General features: G+C 54.0%; 21 protein-coding genes and 2 pseudogenes. 7 read left to right on the top strand and 16 right to left on the bottom strand.

Features of this window, described 5'->3' with window-relative positions:
* The first annotated feature begins 6 nt into the window (after positions 1-6).
* Positions 7-645 (top strand): arylesterase, encoded by a 639-nt coding sequence (locus tag SD69_RS14225; RefSeq protein ID WP_041523735.1) that lies wholly within the window; start codon positions 7-9, stop codon positions 643-645.
* A 4-nt stretch (positions 646-649) separates the two neighbouring features.
* Here SD69_RS14225 and recJ read toward each other — a convergent pair whose 3' ends face one another.
* The 10 genes from recJ to SD69_RS14275 form a co-directional block, all read right to left on the bottom strand.
* Positions 650-2,380: a single-stranded-DNA-specific exonuclease RecJ gene (recJ, locus tag SD69_RS14230; protein WP_041523736.1), complete on the bottom strand. Its 1,731-nt coding sequence runs from the start codon at positions 2,378-2,380 to the stop codon at positions 650-652.
* A gap of 122 nt (positions 2,381-2,502) precedes the next feature.
* On the bottom strand, positions 2,503-3,900 hold the full coding sequence (gene thrC, locus SD69_RS14235) for a threonine synthase (RefSeq protein ID WP_041523737.1): 1,398 nt from the start codon (positions 3,898-3,900) through the stop codon (positions 2,503-2,505).
* Between the two features lie 48 nt (positions 3,901-3,948).
* The gene (locus SD69_RS14240) at positions 3,949-5,256 is read right to left on the bottom strand and encodes a homoserine dehydrogenase (protein ID WP_041523738.1); all 1,308 of its coding nucleotides are present in this window, start codon (positions 5,254-5,256) and stop codon (positions 3,949-3,951) included.
* 125 nt (positions 5,257-5,381) lie between these two features.
* Complete coding sequence (locus tag SD69_RS14245; RefSeq protein ID WP_041523739.1) at positions 5,382-6,182, bottom strand: thioredoxin fold domain-containing protein; 801 nt, start codon at positions 6,180-6,182, stop codon at positions 5,382-5,384.
* Positions 6,183-6,263: 81 nt separating this feature from the next.
* Entirely contained in the window at positions 6,264-7,178 is a 915-nt protein-coding gene (gene xerD, locus SD69_RS14250) for a site-specific tyrosine recombinase XerD (RefSeq protein ID WP_052481184.1), read from the bottom strand.
* A 151-nt stretch (positions 7,179-7,329) separates the two neighbouring features.
* Positions 7,330-7,686: a 50S ribosomal protein L19 gene (gene rplS / locus SD69_RS14255; protein WP_456297719.1), complete on the bottom strand. Its 357-nt coding sequence runs from the start codon at positions 7,684-7,686 to the stop codon at positions 7,330-7,332.
* A gap of 33 nt (positions 7,687-7,719) precedes the next feature.
* Entirely contained in the window at positions 7,720-8,460 is a 741-nt protein-coding gene (gene trmD / locus SD69_RS14260) for a tRNA (guanosine(37)-N1)-methyltransferase TrmD (RefSeq protein WP_041524859.1), read from the bottom strand.
* Between the two features lie 56 nt (positions 8,461-8,516).
* Positions 8,517-9,056 carry a ribosome maturation factor RimM gene (gene rimM, locus SD69_RS14265; RefSeq protein ID WP_041523741.1) on the bottom strand — a complete coding sequence of 180 codons (540 nt, stop codon included), beginning with the start codon at positions 9,054-9,056 and terminating at the stop codon, positions 8,517-8,519.
* An 11-nt stretch (positions 9,057-9,067) separates the two neighbouring features.
* Entirely contained in the window at positions 9,068-9,307 is a 240-nt protein-coding gene (gene rpsP, locus SD69_RS14270; RefSeq protein WP_041523742.1) for a 30S ribosomal protein S16, read from the bottom strand.
* 166 nt (positions 9,308-9,473) lie between these two features.
* Positions 9,474-11,372: a beta-ketoacyl synthase gene (locus SD69_RS14275; protein ID WP_041523743.1), complete on the bottom strand. Its 1,899-nt coding sequence runs from the start codon at positions 11,370-11,372 to the stop codon at positions 9,474-9,476.
* Between the two features lie 126 nt (positions 11,373-11,498).
* Here SD69_RS14275 and SD69_RS14280 point away from each other — a divergent pair, with 126 nt between their 5' ends.
* Entirely contained in the window at positions 11,499-12,500 is a 1,002-nt protein-coding gene (locus tag SD69_RS14280) for a GlxA family transcriptional regulator (RefSeq protein ID WP_041523744.1), read from the top strand.
* A gap of 1 nt (position 12,501) precedes the next feature.
* Here SD69_RS14280 and SD69_RS14285 read toward each other — a convergent pair whose 3' ends face one another.
* The 3 genes from SD69_RS14285 to SD69_RS14295 form a co-directional block, all read right to left on the bottom strand.
* Positions 12,502-13,173: a class I SAM-dependent methyltransferase gene (locus SD69_RS14285; RefSeq protein WP_041524860.1), complete on the bottom strand. Its 672-nt coding sequence runs from the start codon at positions 13,171-13,173 to the stop codon at positions 12,502-12,504.
* A 94-nt stretch (positions 13,174-13,267) separates the two neighbouring features.
* Positions 13,268-13,747 (bottom strand): Hsp20 family protein, encoded by a 480-nt coding sequence (locus SD69_RS14290; RefSeq protein WP_041523745.1) that lies wholly within the window; start codon positions 13,745-13,747, stop codon positions 13,268-13,270.
* A gap of 135 nt (positions 13,748-13,882) precedes the next feature.
* Positions 13,883-14,797: a TIGR01777 family oxidoreductase gene (locus SD69_RS14295; RefSeq protein WP_041523746.1), complete on the bottom strand. Its 915-nt coding sequence runs from the start codon at positions 14,795-14,797 to the stop codon at positions 13,883-13,885.
* Positions 14,798-14,941: 144 nt separating this feature from the next.
* Here SD69_RS14295 and SD69_RS14300 point away from each other — a divergent pair, with 144 nt between their 5' ends.
* Positions 14,942-15,367 (top strand): universal stress protein, encoded by a 426-nt coding sequence (locus SD69_RS14300; protein WP_041523747.1) that lies wholly within the window; start codon positions 14,942-14,944, stop codon positions 15,365-15,367.
* A 29-nt stretch (positions 15,368-15,396) separates the two neighbouring features.
* Here the strand turns inward: SD69_RS14300 and SD69_RS14305 are convergent, their stop codons facing one another.
* Positions 15,397-16,002 (bottom strand): TetR/AcrR family transcriptional regulator, encoded by a 606-nt coding sequence (locus SD69_RS14305; RefSeq protein WP_041523748.1) that lies wholly within the window; start codon positions 16,000-16,002, stop codon positions 15,397-15,399.
* A 137-nt stretch (positions 16,003-16,139) separates the two neighbouring features.
* On the opposite strand from SD69_RS14305, the gene SD69_RS14310 reads away from it, so the two are divergent.
* The 4 genes from SD69_RS14310 to SD69_RS14325 all read left to right on the top strand — a co-directional run bounded on the left by SD69_RS14310 (position 16,140) and on the right by SD69_RS14325 (position 19,596).
* Entirely contained in the window at positions 16,140-16,694 is a 555-nt protein-coding gene (locus SD69_RS14310; protein ID WP_041523749.1) for a carboxymuconolactone decarboxylase family protein, read from the top strand.
* Between the two features lie 194 nt (positions 16,695-16,888).
* Positions 16,889-17,752 carry a PA4780 family RIO1-like protein kinase gene (locus tag SD69_RS14315; RefSeq protein ID WP_041523750.1) on the top strand — a complete coding sequence of 288 codons (864 nt, stop codon included), beginning with the start codon at positions 16,889-16,891 and terminating at the stop codon, positions 17,750-17,752.
* An 81-nt stretch (positions 17,753-17,833) separates the two neighbouring features.
* Positions 17,834-18,799, top strand: coding sequence for a 23S rRNA (adenine(1618)-N(6))-methyltransferase RlmF (gene rlmF / locus SD69_RS14320; protein ID WP_041523751.1), 966 nt, complete (start codon positions 17,834-17,836; stop codon positions 18,797-18,799).
* A 131-nt stretch (positions 18,800-18,930) separates the two neighbouring features.
* Positions 18,931-19,596: an outer membrane protein gene (locus tag SD69_RS14325; protein WP_041523752.1), complete on the top strand. Its 666-nt coding sequence runs from the start codon at positions 18,931-18,933 to the stop codon at positions 19,594-19,596.
* A 124-nt stretch (positions 19,597-19,720) separates the two neighbouring features.
* Here SD69_RS14325 and SD69_RS19225 read toward each other — a convergent pair.
* Positions 19,721-19,855 (bottom strand): annotated as a pseudogene (locus tag SD69_RS19225) (DapH/DapD/GlmU-related protein); the annotation flags it as partial.
* Between the two features lie 234 nt (positions 19,856-20,089).
* Positions 20,090-20,260: pseudogene (locus SD69_RS19230) on the bottom strand (maltose acetyltransferase domain-containing protein); the annotation flags it as partial.
* Positions 20,261-20,262: the final 2 nt, after the last annotated feature.

The following is a 20,262-nucleotide window of genomic DNA, read 5'->3' on the forward strand; positions in this document are numbered from 1 at the left end:
CGGCCCATGCGATCACCTGTGTATTATCGTTTTTACCAAGCTGTTTTGGCCTTGGCTCTACTCACCCTAAGCGCGGTATACGCGCAGGCAAAACCCGCCACAATTGTGGTGCTAGGCGATAGCTTAAGCGCCGGCTACGGCATGGCGTTAAAACAAGGGTGGGTGCAATTATTGCGCGAGCGCTTAGCACAACAAGACAACACGAGTCGCTATCAGGTTATCAACGCCAGTGTCAGCGGCGAGACGACCCAGGGGGGGCTGAGCCGGCTGGATGCGTTACTAAAAACTCATCAGCCCGAGATCATTATTGTCGAGTTAGGCGGTAACGATGGGTTGCGCGGTCAACCTATTAAACTGATGCGGCAGAACCTAACCGATATTATTAAAAAAGCGCAAGCGGCTAGCGCCACCGTGCTACTGGTGGGCATGCAAATACCGCCCAATTACGGCGCCCGCTATACCCAACTGTTTGCCAAGGTATACCCGGAACTGGCCGAGCAGCTCAACGTGCCGTTAGTGCCTTTTTTATTAGAGGGCATCGCACTGGAGCCGGAGCTAATGCAAAAAGACGGCATCCACGCTAACATGGGCGCTCAGGCCACACTGCTCGACAATGTCTGGCCCTTTTTACAGCCACTGCTTTAAGTTGTTAATCGAGAGGCTCGATATAATCCAGCATTAACTGCAGCGACTCACGACCCCGGTACTCGTTAACATCCAGTTTAAACGCGGCGCGAACACGAGTGGTTGCAGGGCTCGGCCACACCTCTAAATCCACATTAAAAGCGATAGCGTCAATGGCGAGCTGATTATTCGCCTCCGGCGCCAACACCAGCTTTAAATGTTTATCGCCGACAATGCGTTGCTGCACCAGGGTAAACTCGCCATCAAACAATGGCTCGGGAAAGTGCTGCCCCCAGGGGCCCGCCGCCCGCAACTGGTGCGCTAAACCGAGGTCAAACTCCGCATCACTTAACATACCGTCACTAAGCACCACGGCTTGTAGGTCGTCATTGTTTAACTGACGCCTTACCTCGTTATCAAAGGCGCTGGCAAATGCAGCAAAATCATCTTTGGCCAAGCTCATACCCGCCGCCATGGCGTGGCCACCAAATTTATGCAACAACTCCGGGTGGTGCGCCGCAACCGCGTCTAAGGCATCGCGAATATGCAGCCCGGGAATCGAGCGCGCCGAGCCCTTAATGGTGCCATCGTCGGCGTCGGCAAAGACAATTACCGGTCGGTGGTGTCGATCTTTAATACGCGATGCGAGAATACCGATAACGCCCTGATGCCAACGGGCATCGTACAGGCATAAGCCCCAGGGCAACTCGCCATCCTCGCCCACCTCTAAGCCATCCAACATTTGCAAGGCTTCGCGCTGCATGCCGTTCTCAATGGCTTTGCGATCGCGGTTAAAATCGTCCAGTGCTACGGCTAGCTCGCGCGCAGTAAGCAGATCGTCACTCAACAAACACTGAATACCAATGCTCATGTCGTCTAGCCGGCCGGCAGCATTTAAGCGCGGCCCCAACGCAAAGCCTAAATCCGCAGCCACCAAACGCTCGCGGCCGCGGCCGGCCACCTCAAGCAGTGCCAAAATACCGGGGCGCGCCACACCCGCGCGAATACGCTGTAGCCCCTGCTCGACCAAAATACGGTTGTTGTGATCCAGCGGTACCACATCGGCCACGGTGCCCAAGGCAACTAAATCTAAATACTGGGCCATGTTTGGCTCTTTAATGCCAGCCTCGGCAAACCAGCCAATCTGGCTCAGCTCTCGCCTTAAGGCGTTAAGCACATAAAAAATTACCCCGACACCGGCCAGGTTTTTACTGGGAAAATCACAACCGGGTTGATTGGGGTTTACAATCGCCTCGGCCGCCGGCAACTGCGCACCCGGCAAGTGATGATCCGTAACCAGTACGGCGATACCCAGCGCCTGGGCGGCCGCGACACCTTCGATGCTGGAAATACCGTTATCCACGGTAACGATTAAATCGGGCTCCCGTTCGGCTGCCACGGCCACGATCTCGGGCGTTAAACCGTAGCCATATTCAAATCGGTTGGGCACCAAAAACTCAACCTGGCGCGCGCCCATGGCGGTTAATGCCAAAACGGCCAAGGCCGAGCTGGTAGCGCCATCACAATCAAAGTCACCGACAATTAAAATACGGGCATCGGCCACCACCGCATCGGCCAGCAAACTGGCCGCCTCGGGCAACCCCTTCATGGAGGGCTTGAGTAGCTCTTGTAAGGTAAGCGCCAGCTCACGCTCATCGCTAACGCCTCGGGCGCTATAAATACGAGCCAGTAACGGCGGGACGGCATCGCTGCTAAAAGCGGCCTCGGTAGAGCGGCGTTTGATGAGTTTTTGCATGGGGGGACTCGTCGGACGTCAGAGGTCTGAAGTCTGACGCACGAAGCACAGTCGATAACTATACTTCGTGCGCGATTAGAAGTGCAGCGTCTGACGTCCGGCTTCAGACGTCAGACACACAATCAACAAGCCAAGTGCCCGGACATAAACTTATGCACGGTTTCGGCATCGTTCGGCAGTACTTCGTAGCGCTCTTCGCGCTCGAACAAATCGGCCATATGATGGGGCAGCGCCGGGTCCTCGGTTTGGCCGGCCTTTTGTACCGCTTCAGGGAACTTAGCCGGATGCGCAGTCGCCAGGCACACCATGGGCACATCTTGATTGCGGCGGGTGGCTCGGGCAGCCTCGACACCGATAGCGGTGTGAGGGTCGAGCAAATACTCGGTGTTTTCAAACACATCGCGAATCACTTCGAGCATGCGCTCGTCATCCACGCGATGGCTGGCAAACAGCTCGCGAGCGCGGCTGAGGGCGCTCTCATCTAAGTGCATGGCGCCGGTTTTAAAGTCTTCCATCAACTGCGCAATTTTACCGCCATCGCGATCGTACAAATCAAACAACATGCGCTCGAAGTTACTCGACACCATGATGTCCATACTGGGCGACAAGGTGTGCTCGAGTTGTTGCTTGCTTAAATCGTTGGCGCTAATGGCGCGGTGCAAAATATCGTTACTGTTGGTGGCAATTACCAGCTGATCGATCGGCAAGCCCATACGCTTGGCAAGATAGCCGGCAAAAATATCGCCAAAGTTACCGGTGGGCACCGAGAACGAAATCGGGCGCGCGGGGCCACCCAACGCCAACGAGGCGTAAAAGTAGTAAACGATCTGGGCCATAATACGCGCCCAGTTAATAGAGTTTACCGCTACCAGCTGACGACCTTCGGGCAAAAACGACTGGTCGGCAAAACTGGCTTTAACCATGTTCTGACAATCGTCAAAATTACCGTCCAGAGCAATATTATGCACGTTGTCTTCCAATACCGTGGTCATCTGGCGACGCTGTACATTAGACACGCGATTGTGCGGATGCAAAATAAAAATATCGATGTTGTCGCAACGACGGCAACCTTCAATGGCGGCCGAGCCGGTATCGCCCGACGTCGCACCCATCACCACGACTTTTTGGTCGCGCTTTTTTAAGATGTAATCGAGCAAATGCCCCAAAAACTGCAGTGCAAAATCTTTGAACGCCAGCGTGGGCCCCTGAAACAACTCTAAAATAAACTCGTTGTGACCGGTTTGCACCAGCGGCGCAATCGCTTTGTGGCGAAAGGTCGCGTAGGAATCGGCGATGATTTTTTTCAGGTCGGCCTCGGGCACGGCGCCGTCCACAAAGGGCGACACCACCTTAAAGGCCAGCTCTTCATAGGATAAACCCGCCCAGCTGGCGATCTCTTCGCGGCTAAATTCGGGCAGCGTTTCGGGCACGTAAAGGCCGCCATCGGGGGCCAGGCCGGTCAGTACCACTTCTTCAAATGACAGTGCGGGCGCTTGGCCGCGAGTGCTTATGTATTTCACACGAGTAACCTGATTAACATGTTCAATAAAGGCGGGCTAGCCGCCCGCTTATTTTAACGGCTCAAGACGGATGCGGGTAATTGCTCCGGTGATTGAGCTAAGCGCTTCAATCTTGCTGATCGCCGTAGCCAGATCTTTCTCAACAGCACGGTTGGTCAGTAGAATCAGCGGTACAATTTCTTCGTCATCGGGCGCTTCTTTCTGAATCAGCGCCTCAATGCTAATACCCGAGTCGCTTAAGATGGTTGCCACCTGGGACAACACACCAGGTTTATCCAGCGCCGACATACGTAAGTAGTAAGCCGTTTCGACATTTTCGATAGGCAGAATATCGTCCTCGCCTAAGCTGCCCTGATGGAAGCCTAAGTGCGGCACGCGATGCTCGGGGTTGGCGGTCAGGGTCCGGGCTACATCGACGATATCGGCGATAACCGCCGAGGCCGTCGGCTCAGCACCGGCACCGGCGCCGTAGTACATCGTTGGGCCTACTGCATCGCCTTTCACCATAATGGCATTCATTACGCCATCAACGTTGGCCAGCTGGCGCTTGGCGGGAATCAAGGTCGGGTGCACTCGCAGCTCGATACCATCAGGCGTGCGGCGGGCGATGCCCAGGTGTTTAATGCGGTAACCCAGCTCATCGGCGTAGGCCACATCCACTGGCTCGATCTTGCTGATGCCTTCGGTAAATACTTTGTCAAACTGCAGCGGAATACCAAACGACATAGAGGCCAAAATCACCAGCTTGTGGGCGGCATCAATCCCCTCTACATCAAATGTCGGGTCCGCCTCAGCGTAGCCCAGCTCTTGAGCCTCAGCCAGCACGTCATCAAAGTCGCGGCCTTTGTCACGCATCTCGGTGAGAATAAAGTTACCGGTGCCGTTGATGATACCGGCCAGCCACTCGATACGGTTGGCCGATAGCCCCTCACGAATGGATTTGATAATAGGAATCCCGCCCGCTACTGCAGCCTCAAATGCGACGGTCACGCCTTTTTTATCGGCGGCGGCAAAAATTTCATTGCCGTGCTCAGCAATCAGGGCTTTGTTGGCGGTAACTACGTGCTTGCCATGCTCGATGGCGGTCATAATCAAGTCGCGGGCAACGGTCACACCGCCCATCAGCTCGACCACTACATCGACATTGGGGTTGCGAGCCACGTCAAATACATCGCGGGTAACATTCAATGCGGTCATGTCGCAATGGGGGTTGTCCCTGCGCGCACCAACCTGCTCTACAATAATGTCGCTACCGGCGCGGGCATTAATGACGCGCTCATTGCGCGCCAGTACGTTCACGGTGCCACTGCCTACGGTTCCCAGACCGCAGATACCTAATCTGACCGGTTTCAACATCGATTCCTCTTTATGATGGAGTTCTGAACAATTAAAAGACGGCAACCTTACTCAGCACGAGGGTTGCTGTCAATTGCCTAACGAGGGGGCTGCCGGCCGGGCGCGAGCCCAGCCAGCGGGAGTCACTACTTTTGCTCGATTGCCTGCAACAACTGCTCTGGTGGCTGATAGCCCACAAAGAGGCGGCCATCGGGCAGCAAAATTGCGGGGGTGCCGGTAACGCCCATTTCTCCGCCCTTTAAGTACTGCTGCTCAATGGGGTTTTCACAGGTGGCGGGTTCAACGGACTCTAGGTTTTTGAGCTTATCCAGCGCCGCTTTTTGATCGTCGGCACACCAGGCGCTTTCGAGTTTAGCCGCCGAGGGGCTGTTAGCACCGGCACGGGGATAGGCCAGGTAGCGAATCTCAATACCCAGATCATTGTAGCCGGGCTTGTTAGCGCCCATTTCGTTATAACTGTGCATTTGGCTGTGTAAACGGCGGCAATAACCGCAATCAACATCGGTAAAGACATAAGCCACGTGCTTAGTTTCACCCTCTGGGGCAAACTTGATGCTGTCGGCTTCCTTCAGGCTCGACACAAACTCGCGGCGGCTATTCAGCAGGTAAGGATCCTGTACCGGAGCCAAGCCTGAAGCGGTAATGTCAAACGTCTCGCCCATAATCAGGTGCTTGCCGTCAGCCGAGATAATCACCGCTGGGCCACCAATGATTTGCACATTGTAGAGGCCGTCGATGACCGACGGGCGAATAGCACCTAACTGAGCACCGTCAGTTAGCGTCGTGAGGGCCTCTTTAATAACCGCCTCCGGCGACTCCGTCTCTGTAGCGGTTGCTTCTGGGGCTGCTTCTTGAGCGTGGACGCCTGTTGTCAGCACTGCTGACAAGCCCAACGCTAAACCGTATTGAATGACTCGTAAAACCATAAACTCAACTCGTTAGGGAATGTTCCCGGATACGTTTCCGGGGCCAGTTTACCATATAAACTTACCCACAGGCTCCAAACTCTAGCCCCGAGGGTGGTGCTGCTGATGCAACCCCTGCATCCGCGCCTGAGCTACATGGGTGTATATTTGCGTGGTCGACAGATCACTGTGACCCAGCAGCAGCTGTACCACGCGCAGATCTGCACCGTGATTTAACAGGTGCGTGGCAAATGCGTGGCGCAAAGTGTGTGGCGACAGAGGCTTATCAATACCCGCCACTAGTGCCCAGTGCTTAATGCGGTGCCAAAATGTTTGACGTGTCATCGCTTGCGCACGGGTACTTGGAAACAGCACCTCTAAAGGTTTTTCGCCCACCAGCAGCGGGCGCGCCTCACGCATATAGCGCGTCAGCCAGTAGCTCGCCTCTTCACCCAAGGGCACTAAACGCTCTTTACTGCCCTTGCCCATCACTTTAACGACGCCCTGGCGCAGGTTTAATAGTGTCAGAGTTAAACTCGTCAGCTCAGACACTCGTAAACCGCAGGCGTAAAGCACCTCTAACATAGCGCGATCACGCAGCCCCACCGGGTCAGAAACATCGGGGGCATTAAGCAGAGCTTCGACATCCCGCTCAGTTAAAAGTTTTGGCAGCGATTTAGGCAACTTGGGGCTTTCGATGCCCACCAGAGGATCGAGCTCTTGCAAGCCCTCGCGCACCTGGTCGCGATAAAAGCCTCGCAAGCAAGACAACAAGCGGGCCGTTGAGCGACTGGTGTACCCCTTGCCGTGGCGCCAGGCCAGATAACCCAATAACGGCTCGCCGGTTATGGGCCCGGCCAGTGACCGGCCCTGCCCGGCAAGGTACCGCGCCAGCCCCTGCAGATCACGCCGATAGCTGGACAGCGAATTCTCCGAGAGGCCCTTTTCCAGCCACACACGATCTAGGTAGGCATCAATTACTGCCGTATCGGCAGCCGACAAGGGCTTGGATGTCATGGGTATTCCGCAGCAGTCACCATTGCGCCACAGCCTATGTAAAGCTAGCTATAGCAAGTTGCGCCATAAAAAAAGCCGATGTAGTTTCCCACATCGGCTTTTTTTATACAAAACGCACTTAACAAAACGTGCGCTTAGTATCGCTAGGCTATTAACCCAACTTTTCTTTAATACGTGCGGCACGACCGGTCAGGTCACGCAAGTAGTACAACTTAGCCTGACGCACATCACCGCGACGCTTAACCGCGATGCTATCAACCTGACGGCTGTGAGTCTGGAAAGTACGCTCAACACCAACACCGTGAGAGATTTTGCGCACGGTGAAAGCCGAGTGCAAACCACGGTTACGCTTGGCAATAACAACACCTTCGTAAGCCTGCAGACGCTCGCGGCTACCTTCGGTTACTTTAACCTGAACGACAACGGTGTCGCCTGGTGAGAACGAAGGTACTTCTTGTTTGAGCTGTTCGTTTTCGAGCTCTTGAATGATTTTGTTGGTCATTTCAATTCTCCTAAAGAGTTTGTAGCTTCACAGCTAGAATCAATCGTTATCAAGGTCCCGACGAAAGTCCGTCAGCAGCGCCCGCTGCTCCTCGGTTAAGTTTTTGCTTTGCAACAAATCTGGCCGTCTGAGCCAGGTTCGCCCCAGCGCTTGTTGTAAGCGCCAACGCCGAATTTTTTCGTGGTCACCCGAGAGCAAAATCGCGGGCACCGCCTCGCCATTAAGTACCTCTGGGCGAGTGTAGTGCGGGTGATCAAGCAACCCGTCACTGAATGAATCCTCCACCGCCGACTGAGCATCGCCCAGCGCACCCGGTAACAAGCGGGTGACCGCGTCGATCAGTACCATCGCCGGCAGCTCGCCGCCCGATAATACATAATCACCAATGGACCACTCTTCATCGACAACCGCCTGGATTAGGCGCTCGTCAATGCCTTCATAGCGTCCGGCAATTAAAATCAAATTGCCACGTCGCGCCATTTGGGTGGCTGCCGACTGATCAAACACTTGCCCCTGAGGCGAGAGGTAGACCACACGAGCATCACCCGTCCACTGCCTGGCCGCATCTACCGCGTCGCGCAGTGGCTGTACTTTCATCAACATGCCGGGGCCACCGCCATAGGGGCGATCATCCACGGTTTTATGCCGGTCGGCGGTAAAATCCCGTGGATTCCAGCACTGTATCTCCAGCTGCCCTCGCGTTACCGCGCGGCCCGTGATGCCATTATCGCGCACCGCAGCCAACATCTCTGGAAATAGCGTTACAACCGCAATTTTCATGGTTGCTGTAATCTTGTCATCTGACTCAAACACCTGGGCTCCCGTAACTGCCGGCCCTAAAAAGATGGATCCCAGTCCACCTCTATGGTGTTTGTCGCCCGATCGATGTGGGTAACAAACTGATCCGGCACATAGGGGATCAAGCGTTCGCGCTCATCGATGCTATCGGCATCGGGCGCCACTACCAGCACATCATTAGCACCCGTTTCTATAAGCTTCTTAACCGAGCCGAGGCGATATTCACCTCCGTCAAAGCGGCTAAGCACAGCCATGTCTTGCAACTGATGCCAGTAAAACTCACCCTCTTCCAAGGGCGGCAGCTGATCGCGCTCAACGGCAATGACACAATTTGTGTACTGCGCCGCGATATCCCGATCATCAACATCTTTGATGTGGGCGACAAAACCTTTGCCGTGCTCGCGATACTCATCAATCTCAAAGGCCTTCACACCGTGGGCGGTTTTAAGCCACCAGGGCGAATAGTCAAAGAGATTAGCGGCGGGCTCTGTGTGTGAGCGGATTTTTATCCACCCTTTCACACCGAACACGCCGGTTACCTGCCCGACGTTGACCAGATTAGAAGAACCTGCTGACACCGGGCGAGTAATCAGGCTGCGTCTTTAACCAGCTTGGCAACGCGGTCGCTCAACTGAGCACCTTGGCCAACCCAGTAATTTACGCGCTCCTGGTCAACACGCAGGCGCTCTTCCTGGCCACGGGCGATAGGGTTAAAGAAACCTACACGCTCAATAAAACGACCATTACGGGCACTGCGGCTGTTGGTTACAGTCAGGTGGTAAAAAGGACGCTTCTTAGAGCCACCACGTGACAGACGAATAGTTACCATTCTTGCTTTCCTGTAGTTTCATTGGTGCAGGCCTTGCCCGCACACGGTTTAAAATTAGGTTCATCAGCGGAGCGAGTCCACCGCGAAAGGCGCCGTATTCTAAGGGAAACGATTGCCGTTGTATAGCGCTATTGTGCAAGTTTTACGCAATAGCGCGAGATCGCCGCTAGATCATGTCATTAAAGCGGTTGCCAATGTCCAGCGAGACCGGTTTGGCGTAGCCAGGCAGGTGTACGCCGTCGGCGTCAAACACCACTTTAGACTCGTCGATCATGCCCTCGCCAAAACGATAGATAGTAGCAAAATCGCCCTGAATAGCCGCGTTATCGTAGGCAGTGGCGGCCGTGCGCGTCTGCTCACGCCGCGAGCAATAAGACTCAAACTCAGCCTCGCCATAACGCTTGCGCAACATACGCTCTACCACGCGTGGCGCCAGCACACTGGCTGTGGCGTTATTGCCGCCAAAACCCTTAGAGTTTAAAAAGGCCACATCTATGCCCTGCTCCGGGGTGAAATCCCCCAGCGGGATATGCAACCGGTCGCCGTATACATCATCGGCAACTGCATCGATGGTTTTAACACCGGGGATCACGCCGTATTTAAAGGTGCCCAACGCCGCCATCATCTGGTCGGCACTGGCGGGCGACAATGAGTGGCCTACGTAGGCCTTAACCGCCGCCACGGGCCAGTTAGTAATGCCAAAAAACTCCGCCGCCTGATCAAAAATTTGCGATTCAGTCACGCGGTTTTGCGGCGTGCTTGAGCCATGGGCGTGCACCATAGAGCGCTCGCGTATCGCCTCGTCGCCTAAAATAGCGCGAGCCGAGGCCACAGCCTTGGCAAACGTAATGTGATTACCAGGGCCCGGCGCGGTAATGGACTTTTTATAGCCATCCGCATTAATAAACACATCGTTAACCGCGCCGTGAATATCGGCCCCTAGGGTCATGGCCAGCTCGTCGTCCATCAGCACGACATATTGGCCCGACTCAGCGATGGTAAAGCCACAGTTTTCACCAAAAGGGCGACTCGAACGGCGCGGGTCAGTAGCTTCGGAGCCATCGATTTTTTGCAATTTATCTTCGCTCGCCAGCGCACCCATGGTGGCGTAGCCGTCAATCACCTCGGGCAAAATGGGCGCCTCGGCGTTGCCCACGACCGCTACCCGACAGCGACCACTGGTGATGTCCTCGACTGCCGAGCGCAAATTGTACAAAAATGAAGCACAAGCGCCCGCGTTAGCGCCGGTATGGCCGACACTACCCAAAATATAAGCATTGACAAAGTCCGCGACCATGCTGTTCAGCCCCAGCGGGCACTGCTTGGTACTTACCCGCCCACCACGTAAACGCGACTGCAGCAATCCGCCAAAACCGTCTTCGTCCAACTGGCTCATGACGTTGCTGGCGTAAACACCTACTTGATCGGGGTTAATGTGGGCGACGATATCAGCCCAGTCGATACCAATAGAGCGCACGGCATCCGAGGCCGATATAACGGCTAATTGCAGCGCACGGGGGTGGAATCGAGCGTTGTATAGATCTGTTGGGTCAAACCCCTCGGGCAGCTGCCCTGCCGATTTAACCGGGCAATCGCGGAAGCTGTCGATTTTCACCTCCAACGCCCCGCTCACTTCCACCAGTACCTGACGGCTGTCCAACTCGGTCACCTGCCAATTGGCCGGCAGCGGCTCGGGCAACTCACGGGCTTTCATGACAAAGCGCTGATTGTCGTTCTCGGGGTTAAGCGTGGCTGACTTTTGCCAATGCACGCTATCAACATCAAAAAAGGAGGGGCCGATACGGCGAATCAAACTGCCTTCCAGCACCTCTTTGCCAAACTCTGCCTCAATATCGGCAAGGCTCAAGGCCCGGCCTTCCAGATCCTGCCAGCCGCTTTCGCCAAAGCGAACCCGCCCCATCATCACGGCCAACGCCGCCAGCGTTTCACGTCGGGCGGTATCGTCTAAGCTCTCGATGATCATGCGCCGAAAGGCGTGGTGACCTGAGCTACGGCCGGCAGCATTAAAACCACCAAACCCAACAATAACCGGCAAGCGCGACATAGCGTTCTCCAAAACAGTAACAGGAAGATTTTCAGCGCAAAGTGTAAAAGCAATAACCTCTTGGGTCACGGCCATTTTGGCCACATAGTATGGTATTCTGGCCAAAAGCGGGCAATGAGGTTACTTATGAGCGACAACCCGACGCAAATCACCTTTGTTTTGTCTGAACACATGCTCACCACCGGCACCACACTGCCGCTCGAGATGCTGCAAACGGCTCAGCTTGCCCGCCATCAATCAGCTCAAGCCAACCGTGTCAACCTTGCCATGCGCACCGCGGTGGCACCGGGCACCCAGCTGCCCCAACCCACCGGCATGCGCTGGACCCCCGATGCGACTCTGGACGAGGCGAGCGATAACGACATCATCTACTTGCCAGCGCTTTGGCGTAACCCACGGCCGGTATTGCGCCGGGCGGGGGCTTTAATCGAGTGGCTTAAAGAGCAACACCACAATGGCGCAACCATTTGTGGTGTAGGCACCGGCTGCTGCTTCCTAGCCGAGGCCGGCTTACTGGACGACAAAGTCGCCACTACCCACTGGCATTACTTCGATCAGTTTCAAAAAAGCTATCCCAACGTGCGCCTCAAACGACAACACTTTATTACTCAGGCGGGAAACCTATATTGTGCCGCCAGCGTTAACTCGCTCGCCGATCTAACGGTTTACTTTATTCAACGGCTGATGGGTAAAACGGTAGCGAGTCACGTAGAGCGGCATTTTTCTCACGAGATTCGACGCTCCTATGAGAGCTCGGCTTTTTACGAAGACACCAGCCACCCCCACCCTGATGAAGCAATTATTCAAATTCAGTTATGGCTACACGACAATTACCCGCGCGCCATTACCGTAGCGGACTTAGCGCAGCGCTTTGGTATGAGCACCCGCACCCTAAACCGCCGTTTTAAAAGTGCTACCGGCTCAACGCCACTGGCCTATCTGCGCGACGTGCGAATTAAAATCGCCCGCGAGCTACTAAAAACCAGCAACCTCAGCATTGTCGAGGTTGCCGACAAGTCCGGCTATCAAGACAGCGCTTACTTTACCGAGCTGTTTAAACAACAATTGGGCACCACGCCAAGCGCGTACCGCGAGATGGTGCGAGCCAAATTATTTCGCACGGATTAATTTAGCCAGTTACTTGCGGGGGCTTGGTTAAAAAAATCACATCGCCGGCGATAAACTCGATCGATGCGTCAAACCGCTCAGCTAAAAACTCAAAGGTTGTGCGCGAAAAAAAGCACACGTGGGTCGGATCATTTTTATAGTGCCAGCGAGAAAACGCATCAACATCCAGTGCCAACTTAGTCATAATCGCCAGCACACCCCCGGGAGCCAAGCCATCCCACAAGCATTGCAACTGCTGTTGAGGGTCATGCAAATGCTCGACAACTTCAGTGGCGGTTATAAAATCATATTGCCGATTAAGCACCGACCGGTCCGGGTGATAGAACACATCGTACAACGCCACCTTAAAGCCTCGCTCACGCAACATAGCCGCTAGCGCCGGGCCAGGCCCACAGCCAAAATCCAAACCGACAGAACCGGGCGTCAGCTGGTTGACTAAAGGCGTAAAAAGCCGGCTTAGAAAGCGCCTGTAACCAGGGTCGTCGGGCTGATTATCGTGCAAGTCGTACTCGGCTTTTTCACGCTCGGGCGACAGGTAATATTCAGGGGGAACAAAAATTAGATCACACAATTCGCAGCGCAGGTAAGCTCGTTTTCGATCACGGTAAAATACAACCGCATCATCGTAAGAGCAATATGTGGCACACAGCGGGCAAGCTAAAGTGATGGGCATAAAGTTTACACTCAGATACACAAAACGCCGGCGGTGCCGGCGTTTTTCTCGCTAGAAAACCTGACTGGGAAACCTAACGATTACAGCGGCGTTATTAAGCCGCGGCAGAATCACTATTGGGCGCTTCCGTCACTCTCGCGGGCTGTGGAGAGCCATCAGAAATCTCAATAGTGCGGGGCTTTATGGCCTCGGGTACTTCGCGCACCAAATCAACGTGCAGCAAGCCGTTTTCAACGGTGGCAGATTCTACCCGCACATGATCGGCTAACTGAAAGCGGCGTTCAAAGTTGCGTGCAGCTATGCCTTGATGCAAATAAGTCCGCGACTTGTCGTCGGCGCTTTTATTTCCTGCAACCGTCAGATTATTTTGGTTGACCTCAATGTTTAGCTCTGAGCGGTCAAAACCCGCGACAGCCATAGAAATTCGGTAGTGATCCTCACCGGTCAGTTCAATATTGTACGGTGGGTAACTTGGCTGGCTCTGCTCGCTGCGCGATAAACTATCCAGCAATCCAGCAACGCGGTCAAAGCCAATAGAAGAACGATACAGTGGTGTTAAATCAAAATTACGCATAATAATATCCTCAAAGTGAGCAATATGTTTAGGTGCCTATCCCTCGGATCAGGCTGTTTTGTACCTCTCTTTTGAGCCGGTACATAACCTATATAGGGTCGGCTTAATTCATTACAAGCCCAGCCACATAAATTTTTATACACTCACCTTTAGCGCAGCGATTAAGTCACTATAGCGATACTCAAAACCGGCCTCTATCGCCACCTGCGGTGCCACGCGATTACTGCTTAGCAGCAACTCTTGAGCGGCCTGCCCCACCAATAACTTCAACACCCAACCCGGCACCGGCAATACTGTCGGGCGGCGCAACACGTTACCCAAGGTTGAAGCGAACTCAACGTTTCGTATCGACATTGGCGCTACCGCGTTAATGGGCCCACTAACGTCCTGGCGGCCCAGCAGCCAAATGATCAGTGAAACTAAATCTTGCCGATGAATCCAGCTCATCCACTGCTGCCCTCCAGCAATAGGACCGCCCAACCCCAGCCGAAACGCTGGCAGCATCGAGCCCAGTGCGCCACCATCGCGATCTAACACAATGCCAGTACGCAACAGACAAACCCGAGTATCACGCGATGCAGACGCCAGAGCTTGTGCCTCCCAATCCGCGCAAAGCTGCGCCGCAAAGCCTTCACCGCGCGCGGTCGCTTCAGTGGCGGTAGCATCGGCGGTATCACCGTAAAAACCAATAGCGCTGCCGCTAACCAAAACAGCGGGGGCGCCAATCTTATCGAGCTGATGTAGCAGGTTATGGGTAAAGGTAATTCGGCTATCGCGCAATACCCTCTGGCGTTTAACGCTCCAGCGGCTTAACACAGTGGCGCCGGCCAGATTAATCACCCCATCAAAACGCTCGCAGCCGGCTATACCGGCCATATCGATTACCGCAACCGGAAGCTTGGCCAAGCGCTGACGAGCTTTTGCCGCGCTTCTTGTCAGCACGGTCACCTCGGCGCCTATCTGGCACAGCTCGCGGCAAAGTAAGTGTCCGATAAAACCCGTGCCTCCGGTTACCAATATGCGGCATCCCGGGAAATTAATAGACTTCATAATGCACCTCCTGCCAGCAGCCCCGTGTATGTTTGCTATACGTATAGACAGAACTTTTTGTTCACCGTAGATTAAACGCGGCACAAAATTAACGGACAGTGTCTAAGCTATACTAATGATTGCGAGGCAGTAGACGGGGAAATCATGAGCCACTATAAACGTATATTAGTCGCCATTGGCTTGGGCCATGAGGCCGAGCAATTATTGAATCGCGCAAAATCAATTGCAGCGCCAGAACATATTTATATCGCCCATATTGAAGAGCATCCGGTAACCGGCTACGGGGACGCCACGGGCAGCAATCACAGCGTTAACGAAATGAACATCCGGCAATCGGTCTATCCCACATTGTGCGAACTGGCCGACAGGCATCGGCTCCCACGCGATCATATTCACATCGCCTTTGGGGACCCGGGCGCAGAAGTTCACACGATAGCCAGTAGAATCGAGGCAGACCTCATCGTCACCGGCAGTCATGGCAAACATGGTCTAAAGCGCTTTCTCAGCTCAACGTCCAGCAGTATTCACGACGGCGCCACGCGGGACGTGCTGTCTATCTATACCGGATAGAAATTTTCCACAAAAACCTATGTAGCCGTTTAGTGCGCCTGTCGATATGACAAAAACACCTGCTCGATATCCTCTAACAGCTGCTTTAGCTGCCGCTCGCTGGCACCACTTTGCGCAAAAGACCGCACCCCCATTACCTGCGTCTGCAGCAAGCGCGCCAAGCGCTCGCAGTCGACATCAGGGCGCAACTCCCCCGCGGACTTTGCTTGCTCTAACGCGGCGGTAAAGCCCAACTCTACCCGACGCAACAGCTCAGTGGCCTTGCCGCGCAAAGGATCTTCGTCGCCTGTAGACTCGAGTAAGGTTTTAACCACCATACAGGCCGGCGTCGCCGCCAACGCCGGGCATTTTTGCCCCAGCAATAGCCAGCGTAAATACGCCATCACTCCGCTCAAAACACCGCCACTAGCGGCAATATGATTTTGTACGTCATCGGCCATGGTTGCGGTATAGGCATCCAGGGCCTCGACAAACAACCCCTGTTTGCTGCCAAACGCGGAATAAAGGCTACCGGGGCGCATATCCAATTCGCGCTCAATGTCCTTTAGAGACGTCGCATAGTAACCACGGCGCCAAAATAGCGCGATAGCGGCCTGCAGAGCGGCCTGGCGATCATATTGAGCAGTACGGGGCATAAAACACCTGCAAAAAATATCATTTAATTTGAACGAGCACTCAATTATATCTTGAATAAACGCTCAAGAACAGATAGGGTAGCAACATACTTGAGCAATCACTCAAAAAAACGACCATATTGAAACAGGAGAACATTATGACTGACTTTACTTTGCACGATCTTGAGTCCGCCCCCGCCGACGCCAAGCCATTGCTGGAGGGATCACAAAAAAGCTTTGGGATGATTCCCAATCTGCACGCCGTCATGGCCGAGGCACCAGGATTACTGGAGGGCTACCAAACCCTGCATCGCTTAGTACTGGAATCGAGCTTTAACAACGACGAGAAAACCGTCGTATGGCAGAGCGTAAACGTTGAGCACGAATGCCATTACTGCGTCCCTGCTCACAGTGGTATCGCACGCTCTATGGGGGTCGATGAAGCCATTGATGATGCTTTGCGTGATAAAGCGCCACTGGAAGACGCTAAACTTGAGGCATTGCGCACCTTTACCTTAAGCGTGGTACGCAATCGCGGCAATGTTGATGCAGCCGAAGTTAAAGCATTTTTTGACGCCGGCTACGAACAGCGCCAACTGTTAGAGGTGGTATTGGTCGTGGCACAAAAAGTGATGAGTAACTACGTCAACCATATTGCCGACACCCCCATTGACGAGCCCTTTAAAAAGTTTGCCTGGACGCCACAGTCCTAACCGGTCCGGCCCCGTTACGCGGGGCCATCCCCCCGTCTTAACCAACCTCTTGCCCCCACTATTCTTATACCCGCTAACCATCTAAACTCCCCCTCTTGCATAAATAGCGATAAAACCAAACAATAGCGCCAGCATAAATATGTCTGTAACACACGTTACTCCCAAACACTGGCACCGCCAAATAATTGAGGCCCATGAAGACACCCAAAAGAATACAACCCCTGGTGGAAGACGGCCTGGTTGATGAAGTCATAAGTCAGTTAATGAGCGGCAAAGAAGCTACCGTTTACAAAGTCCGCTGTGGGCACGAAATCCGCTGCGCCAAAGTCTATAAAGACGCCGCTAAGCGCAGCTTTAAAAAGGCTGTGCAATATCAGGAAGGCCGCAAAGTCCGCAATAGCCGGCGCGCCCGAGCCATGGAAAAGGGCTCAAAATTTGGTCGACAGCAGCAGGAAGACACCTGGCAAAACGCCGAGGTGGACGCCCTCTACAAAGTCGCGGCTGCCGGTGTTCGGGTTCCCAAGCCCTACGGCTGTTTTGATGGCGTGCTACTGATGGAGCTCATTACCGACGAAGAAGGCGATGTCGCGCCGCGATTAAACGACGTCAGTATGTCGGCCGAACAGGCCCTGGAAGACCACGCTGTGGTGATGCAAGACGTGGTCAAAATGCTTTGTGCGGGCTTAATTCACGGGGACTTATCCGAGTTTAACGTGCTGGTCGATGAGTACGGCCCGGTCATTATCGATCTGCCTCAAGCCGTAGATGCCGCGGCCAATAACAACGCCAAAAGTATGCTCGATCGCGATGTACGCAACATGACCGAATACTACGGCCAGTTTGCCCCAGAGTTACTGGGCACCCGGTACGCGGACGAGATGTGGGCACTCTACGAAGAGGGTGAATTACAACCCGATACGCAACTTACGGGCGAATTTGACGACCCGGAAGACAATGCCGATGTCGACTCAGTACTGGAAGAAATTAAAGCCGCATTAGAAGAAGAACAAGAGCGCCAGGAGCGAATACGAGCGGCCGATGCCGGCGAGGACGATTAAAACCAATCGCGATACCCAAACGCCGCCACTGGCCGCGCTGGGCAATGCCACTGTTAACCACTCAACTTCGGACGCCCCTCTGTGAGCACGCCCAAGCAACCGACCTCGCGCAGCGCCAATCAAACAAAAGCGTTGCACCCCAATAACCTGCACAACAGGCCCTACGACTTTAGTGCGCTGGTCGCCACACACCCGCCACTAGCCCGGTTTGTCGCGCGCAACCAACACCAGCAGCTGGGGATCGATTTTGCCAATCCCGAGGCCGTTAAAACCCTAAATGCGGCACTGCTACAGCACCATTATCACATTAACCATTGGAACATCCCGGAGGGCGCTCTCTGCCCTCCGGTACCCGGCCGGGCCGATTATATTCACTACATGGCGCAGCTGCTTAACGTTGCGGCACCCACCATCATCCCCGCACCAGAAAGCCCGTTTACGATGCTCGACATCGGCACCGGCAGTAGTGGCATCTACCCACTTCTAGCCACCCAGTTATACGGCTGGCGATGTGTTGCCAGCGACATTAATCGCCAATCGCTGGATAATGTCGCGAACATCATCGCCGCTAACCCAGCGCTTACATCGCGGATTGCACTCCGCCAGCAACACGACAAACACCAGTTCTTTGCCGGCATTATCCAGCCCGGCGAGCACTATGACTTAAACGTCTGTAATCCACCGTTTCACACCAGTGAAGCCGAAGCGCTAAAAGGTAGCCTGCGCAAAATAAAAAACCTGGCGCGCAACCGCTCCGGCACCGATAAACAAATGTCCGCTCAGGCCGGCACGTTAAACTTTGGCGGCCAGGCCGCCGAGCTGTGGTGTAATGGTGGCGAGCGGCTGTTTCTTAAAAAGCTGATTAAAGAGAGTCACACATTCGCCCATCAATGTCGGTGGTTTAGCAGCTTGGTATCCAAAAGCGAAAACGTGCCCCCCTTAACGAAACAGCTACGCAAACTAGGCGCCAGCCAAATTAAAGAGATCCCCATGAGTCAGGGCAACAAAATCACCCGGGTGCTGGCCTGGAGCTTTACCGAACAATAACAGCGGCGCTCGTATCCGTTTGTTATCTTGCCCCCCCTGCCCCCATCATCCATAGGGTGCTAAAATATCACCAATGCGCCACAAAGGCGTATTGAATCATTGCGACTGTAAATGTCGATAGGGGACGAGCCATGAACTCACTAAAAGGAACAATCGTTGCGACGATGGCAAGTGTTTTGGCACTTGGCTCAACGGTGGTAAACGCCGATCGCGGCAACAAATACGAATTTACTCTACAGGTGCCATACCTGTACCAAGAGACCATCGATTTCGACGGTGGCGCCAATGTGAGAGTTAACTCCGATGCCGGCTTTGGCTTTAGCGCGGGCTTCAACTACTCCGACAACCTCAACCTGCGCGGCAGTTTTACCTGGAACTCTACCAGCTATAATGCCGAGCGTGTACTCGATGACGGCAATAACACCGTTGAAAACATCGGCGGTGTGTTCGATTCATTTACCGCCAACTTAATGGCCGATTACTACTTCCTTGACGGACCTATTACCCCGTTTATCAATGGCAACATCGGCTGGACGACGGTCGACAGCAATATTGCCGCCGGGCCACCGAACAGCGTGTGCTGGTGGGATCCGTGGTGGGGTTATATCTGTGATTACTATCAGCCCACCTACGGTGACGACTCCTTCTCCTACGGTATTGGCGCCGGGGTACGTTTTGACATCAGCAACCAACATTTTATTCGCGCCGGTTACTACGAGCGCTGGTTAGATGTGGACAACGCCATCGACGACCCCACCTTTGGCACCCTATCGGTTGAGTTTGGCTTTATGTATTAAGCCTGCATTTGCTACCCCATAAAAAAGGCCCGCCGGTAACGCGGGCCTTTTTTATGGCCGACGGCTCATTTATGGCAACGGCTCAGCCCATTAGCTATGGTTGATTTTACGTATGCACCCGACAAGGGTTGCCATACGCCACACTATTGGCCGGTATGTTGTTAGTCACCACACTGCCCGCGCCAATGGTACAGCCATCACCAATCGTAACCCCGGGTAGAATAATCACCCCACCACCAATCCAAACGTTATTGCCAATAGCCACCGGCGCCGCAAAGCCCACATGGGCGTTGCGGGCTTCGATATCCAGCGGATGGCTTGCGGTATAGATTTGTACATTGGGGGCGATAAATACGTTATCGCCAATGGTAACCGGGCAGCAGTCCAACAGCACAAAATTAAAATTGATAAAAACATTACTGCCTATGGTGGTGTTAACGCCATAATCAATGCGCATGGGTTTTTCGATGTGTACACCCTCACCCACGGCGGAAAATATCTGTGCCTGCATACTCGCTTTAGCCACGGCATCGCGTGCGCTTAAGGCATTAAAATCATCCACAAGATCCCGCGTTTTAAAACGAATTTCGGTCAGCTCCGGGTCGTTAATCCAGTACTCCTGCCCAGCCAACATTTTTTCTCGTTCTGTCATTAGCTTACCCATCG

It is taken from the genome of Gilvimarinus agarilyticus, from assembly GCF_000832015.1.
GTDB classification, from domain to species: domain Bacteria; phylum Pseudomonadota; class Gammaproteobacteria; order Pseudomonadales; family Cellvibrionaceae; genus Gilvimarinus; species Gilvimarinus agarilyticus.

Excerpts from the sequence above, each read along its gene's own strand:
- SD69_RS14225 (WP_041523735.1), top strand. The coding sequence starts at position 7 with ATGCGATCACCTGTGTATTATCGTTTTTACCAAGCTGTTTTGGCCTTG.
- recJ (WP_041523736.1), bottom strand. The coding sequence starts at position 2,380 with ATGCAAAAACTCATCAAACGCCGCTCTACCGAGGCCGCTTTTAGCAGC.
- SD69_RS14240 (WP_041523738.1), bottom strand. The coding sequence starts at position 5,256 with ATGTTGAAACCGGTCAGATTAGGTATCTGCGGTCTGGGAACCGTAGGC.
- SD69_RS14245 (WP_041523739.1), bottom strand. The coding sequence starts at position 6,182 with ATGGTTTTACGAGTCATTCAATACGGTTTAGCGTTGGGCTTGTCAGCA.
- xerD (WP_052481184.1), bottom strand. The coding sequence starts at position 7,178 with ATGACATCCAAGCCCTTGTCGGCTGCCGATACGGCAGTAATTGATGCC.
- trmD (WP_041524859.1), bottom strand. The coding sequence starts at position 8,460 with ATGAAAATTGCGGTTGTAACGCTATTTCCAGAGATGTTGGCTGCGGTG.
- rpsP (WP_041523742.1), bottom strand. The coding sequence starts at position 9,307 with ATGGTAACTATTCGTCTGTCACGTGGTGGCTCTAAGAAGCGTCCTTTT.
- SD69_RS14275 (WP_041523743.1), bottom strand. The coding sequence starts at position 11,372 with ATGTCGCGCTTGCCGGTTATTGTTGGGTTTGGTGGTTTTAATGCTGCC.
- SD69_RS14280 (WP_041523744.1), top strand. The coding sequence starts at position 11,499 with ATGAGCGACAACCCGACGCAAATCACCTTTGTTTTGTCTGAACACATG.
- SD69_RS14285 (WP_041524860.1), bottom strand. The coding sequence starts at position 13,173 with ATGCCCATCACTTTAGCTTGCCCGCTGTGTGCCACATATTGCTCTTAC.
- SD69_RS14290 (WP_041523745.1), bottom strand. The coding sequence starts at position 13,747 with ATGCGTAATTTTGATTTAACACCACTGTATCGTTCTTCTATTGGCTTT.
- SD69_RS14295 (WP_041523746.1), bottom strand. The coding sequence starts at position 14,797 with ATGAAGTCTATTAATTTCCCGGGATGCCGCATATTGGTAACCGGAGGC.
- SD69_RS14300 (WP_041523747.1), top strand. The coding sequence starts at position 14,942 with ATGAGCCACTATAAACGTATATTAGTCGCCATTGGCTTGGGCCATGAG.
- SD69_RS14305 (WP_041523748.1), bottom strand. The coding sequence starts at position 16,002 with ATGCCCCGTACTGCTCAATATGATCGCCAGGCCGCTCTGCAGGCCGCT.
- SD69_RS14310 (WP_041523749.1), top strand. The coding sequence starts at position 16,140 with ATGACTGACTTTACTTTGCACGATCTTGAGTCCGCCCCCGCCGACGCC.
- SD69_RS14315 (WP_041523750.1), top strand. The coding sequence starts at position 16,889 with ATGAAGACACCCAAAAGAATACAACCCCTGGTGGAAGACGGCCTGGTT.
- SD69_RS14325 (WP_041523752.1), top strand. The coding sequence starts at position 18,931 with ATGAACTCACTAAAAGGAACAATCGTTGCGACGATGGCAAGTGTTTTG.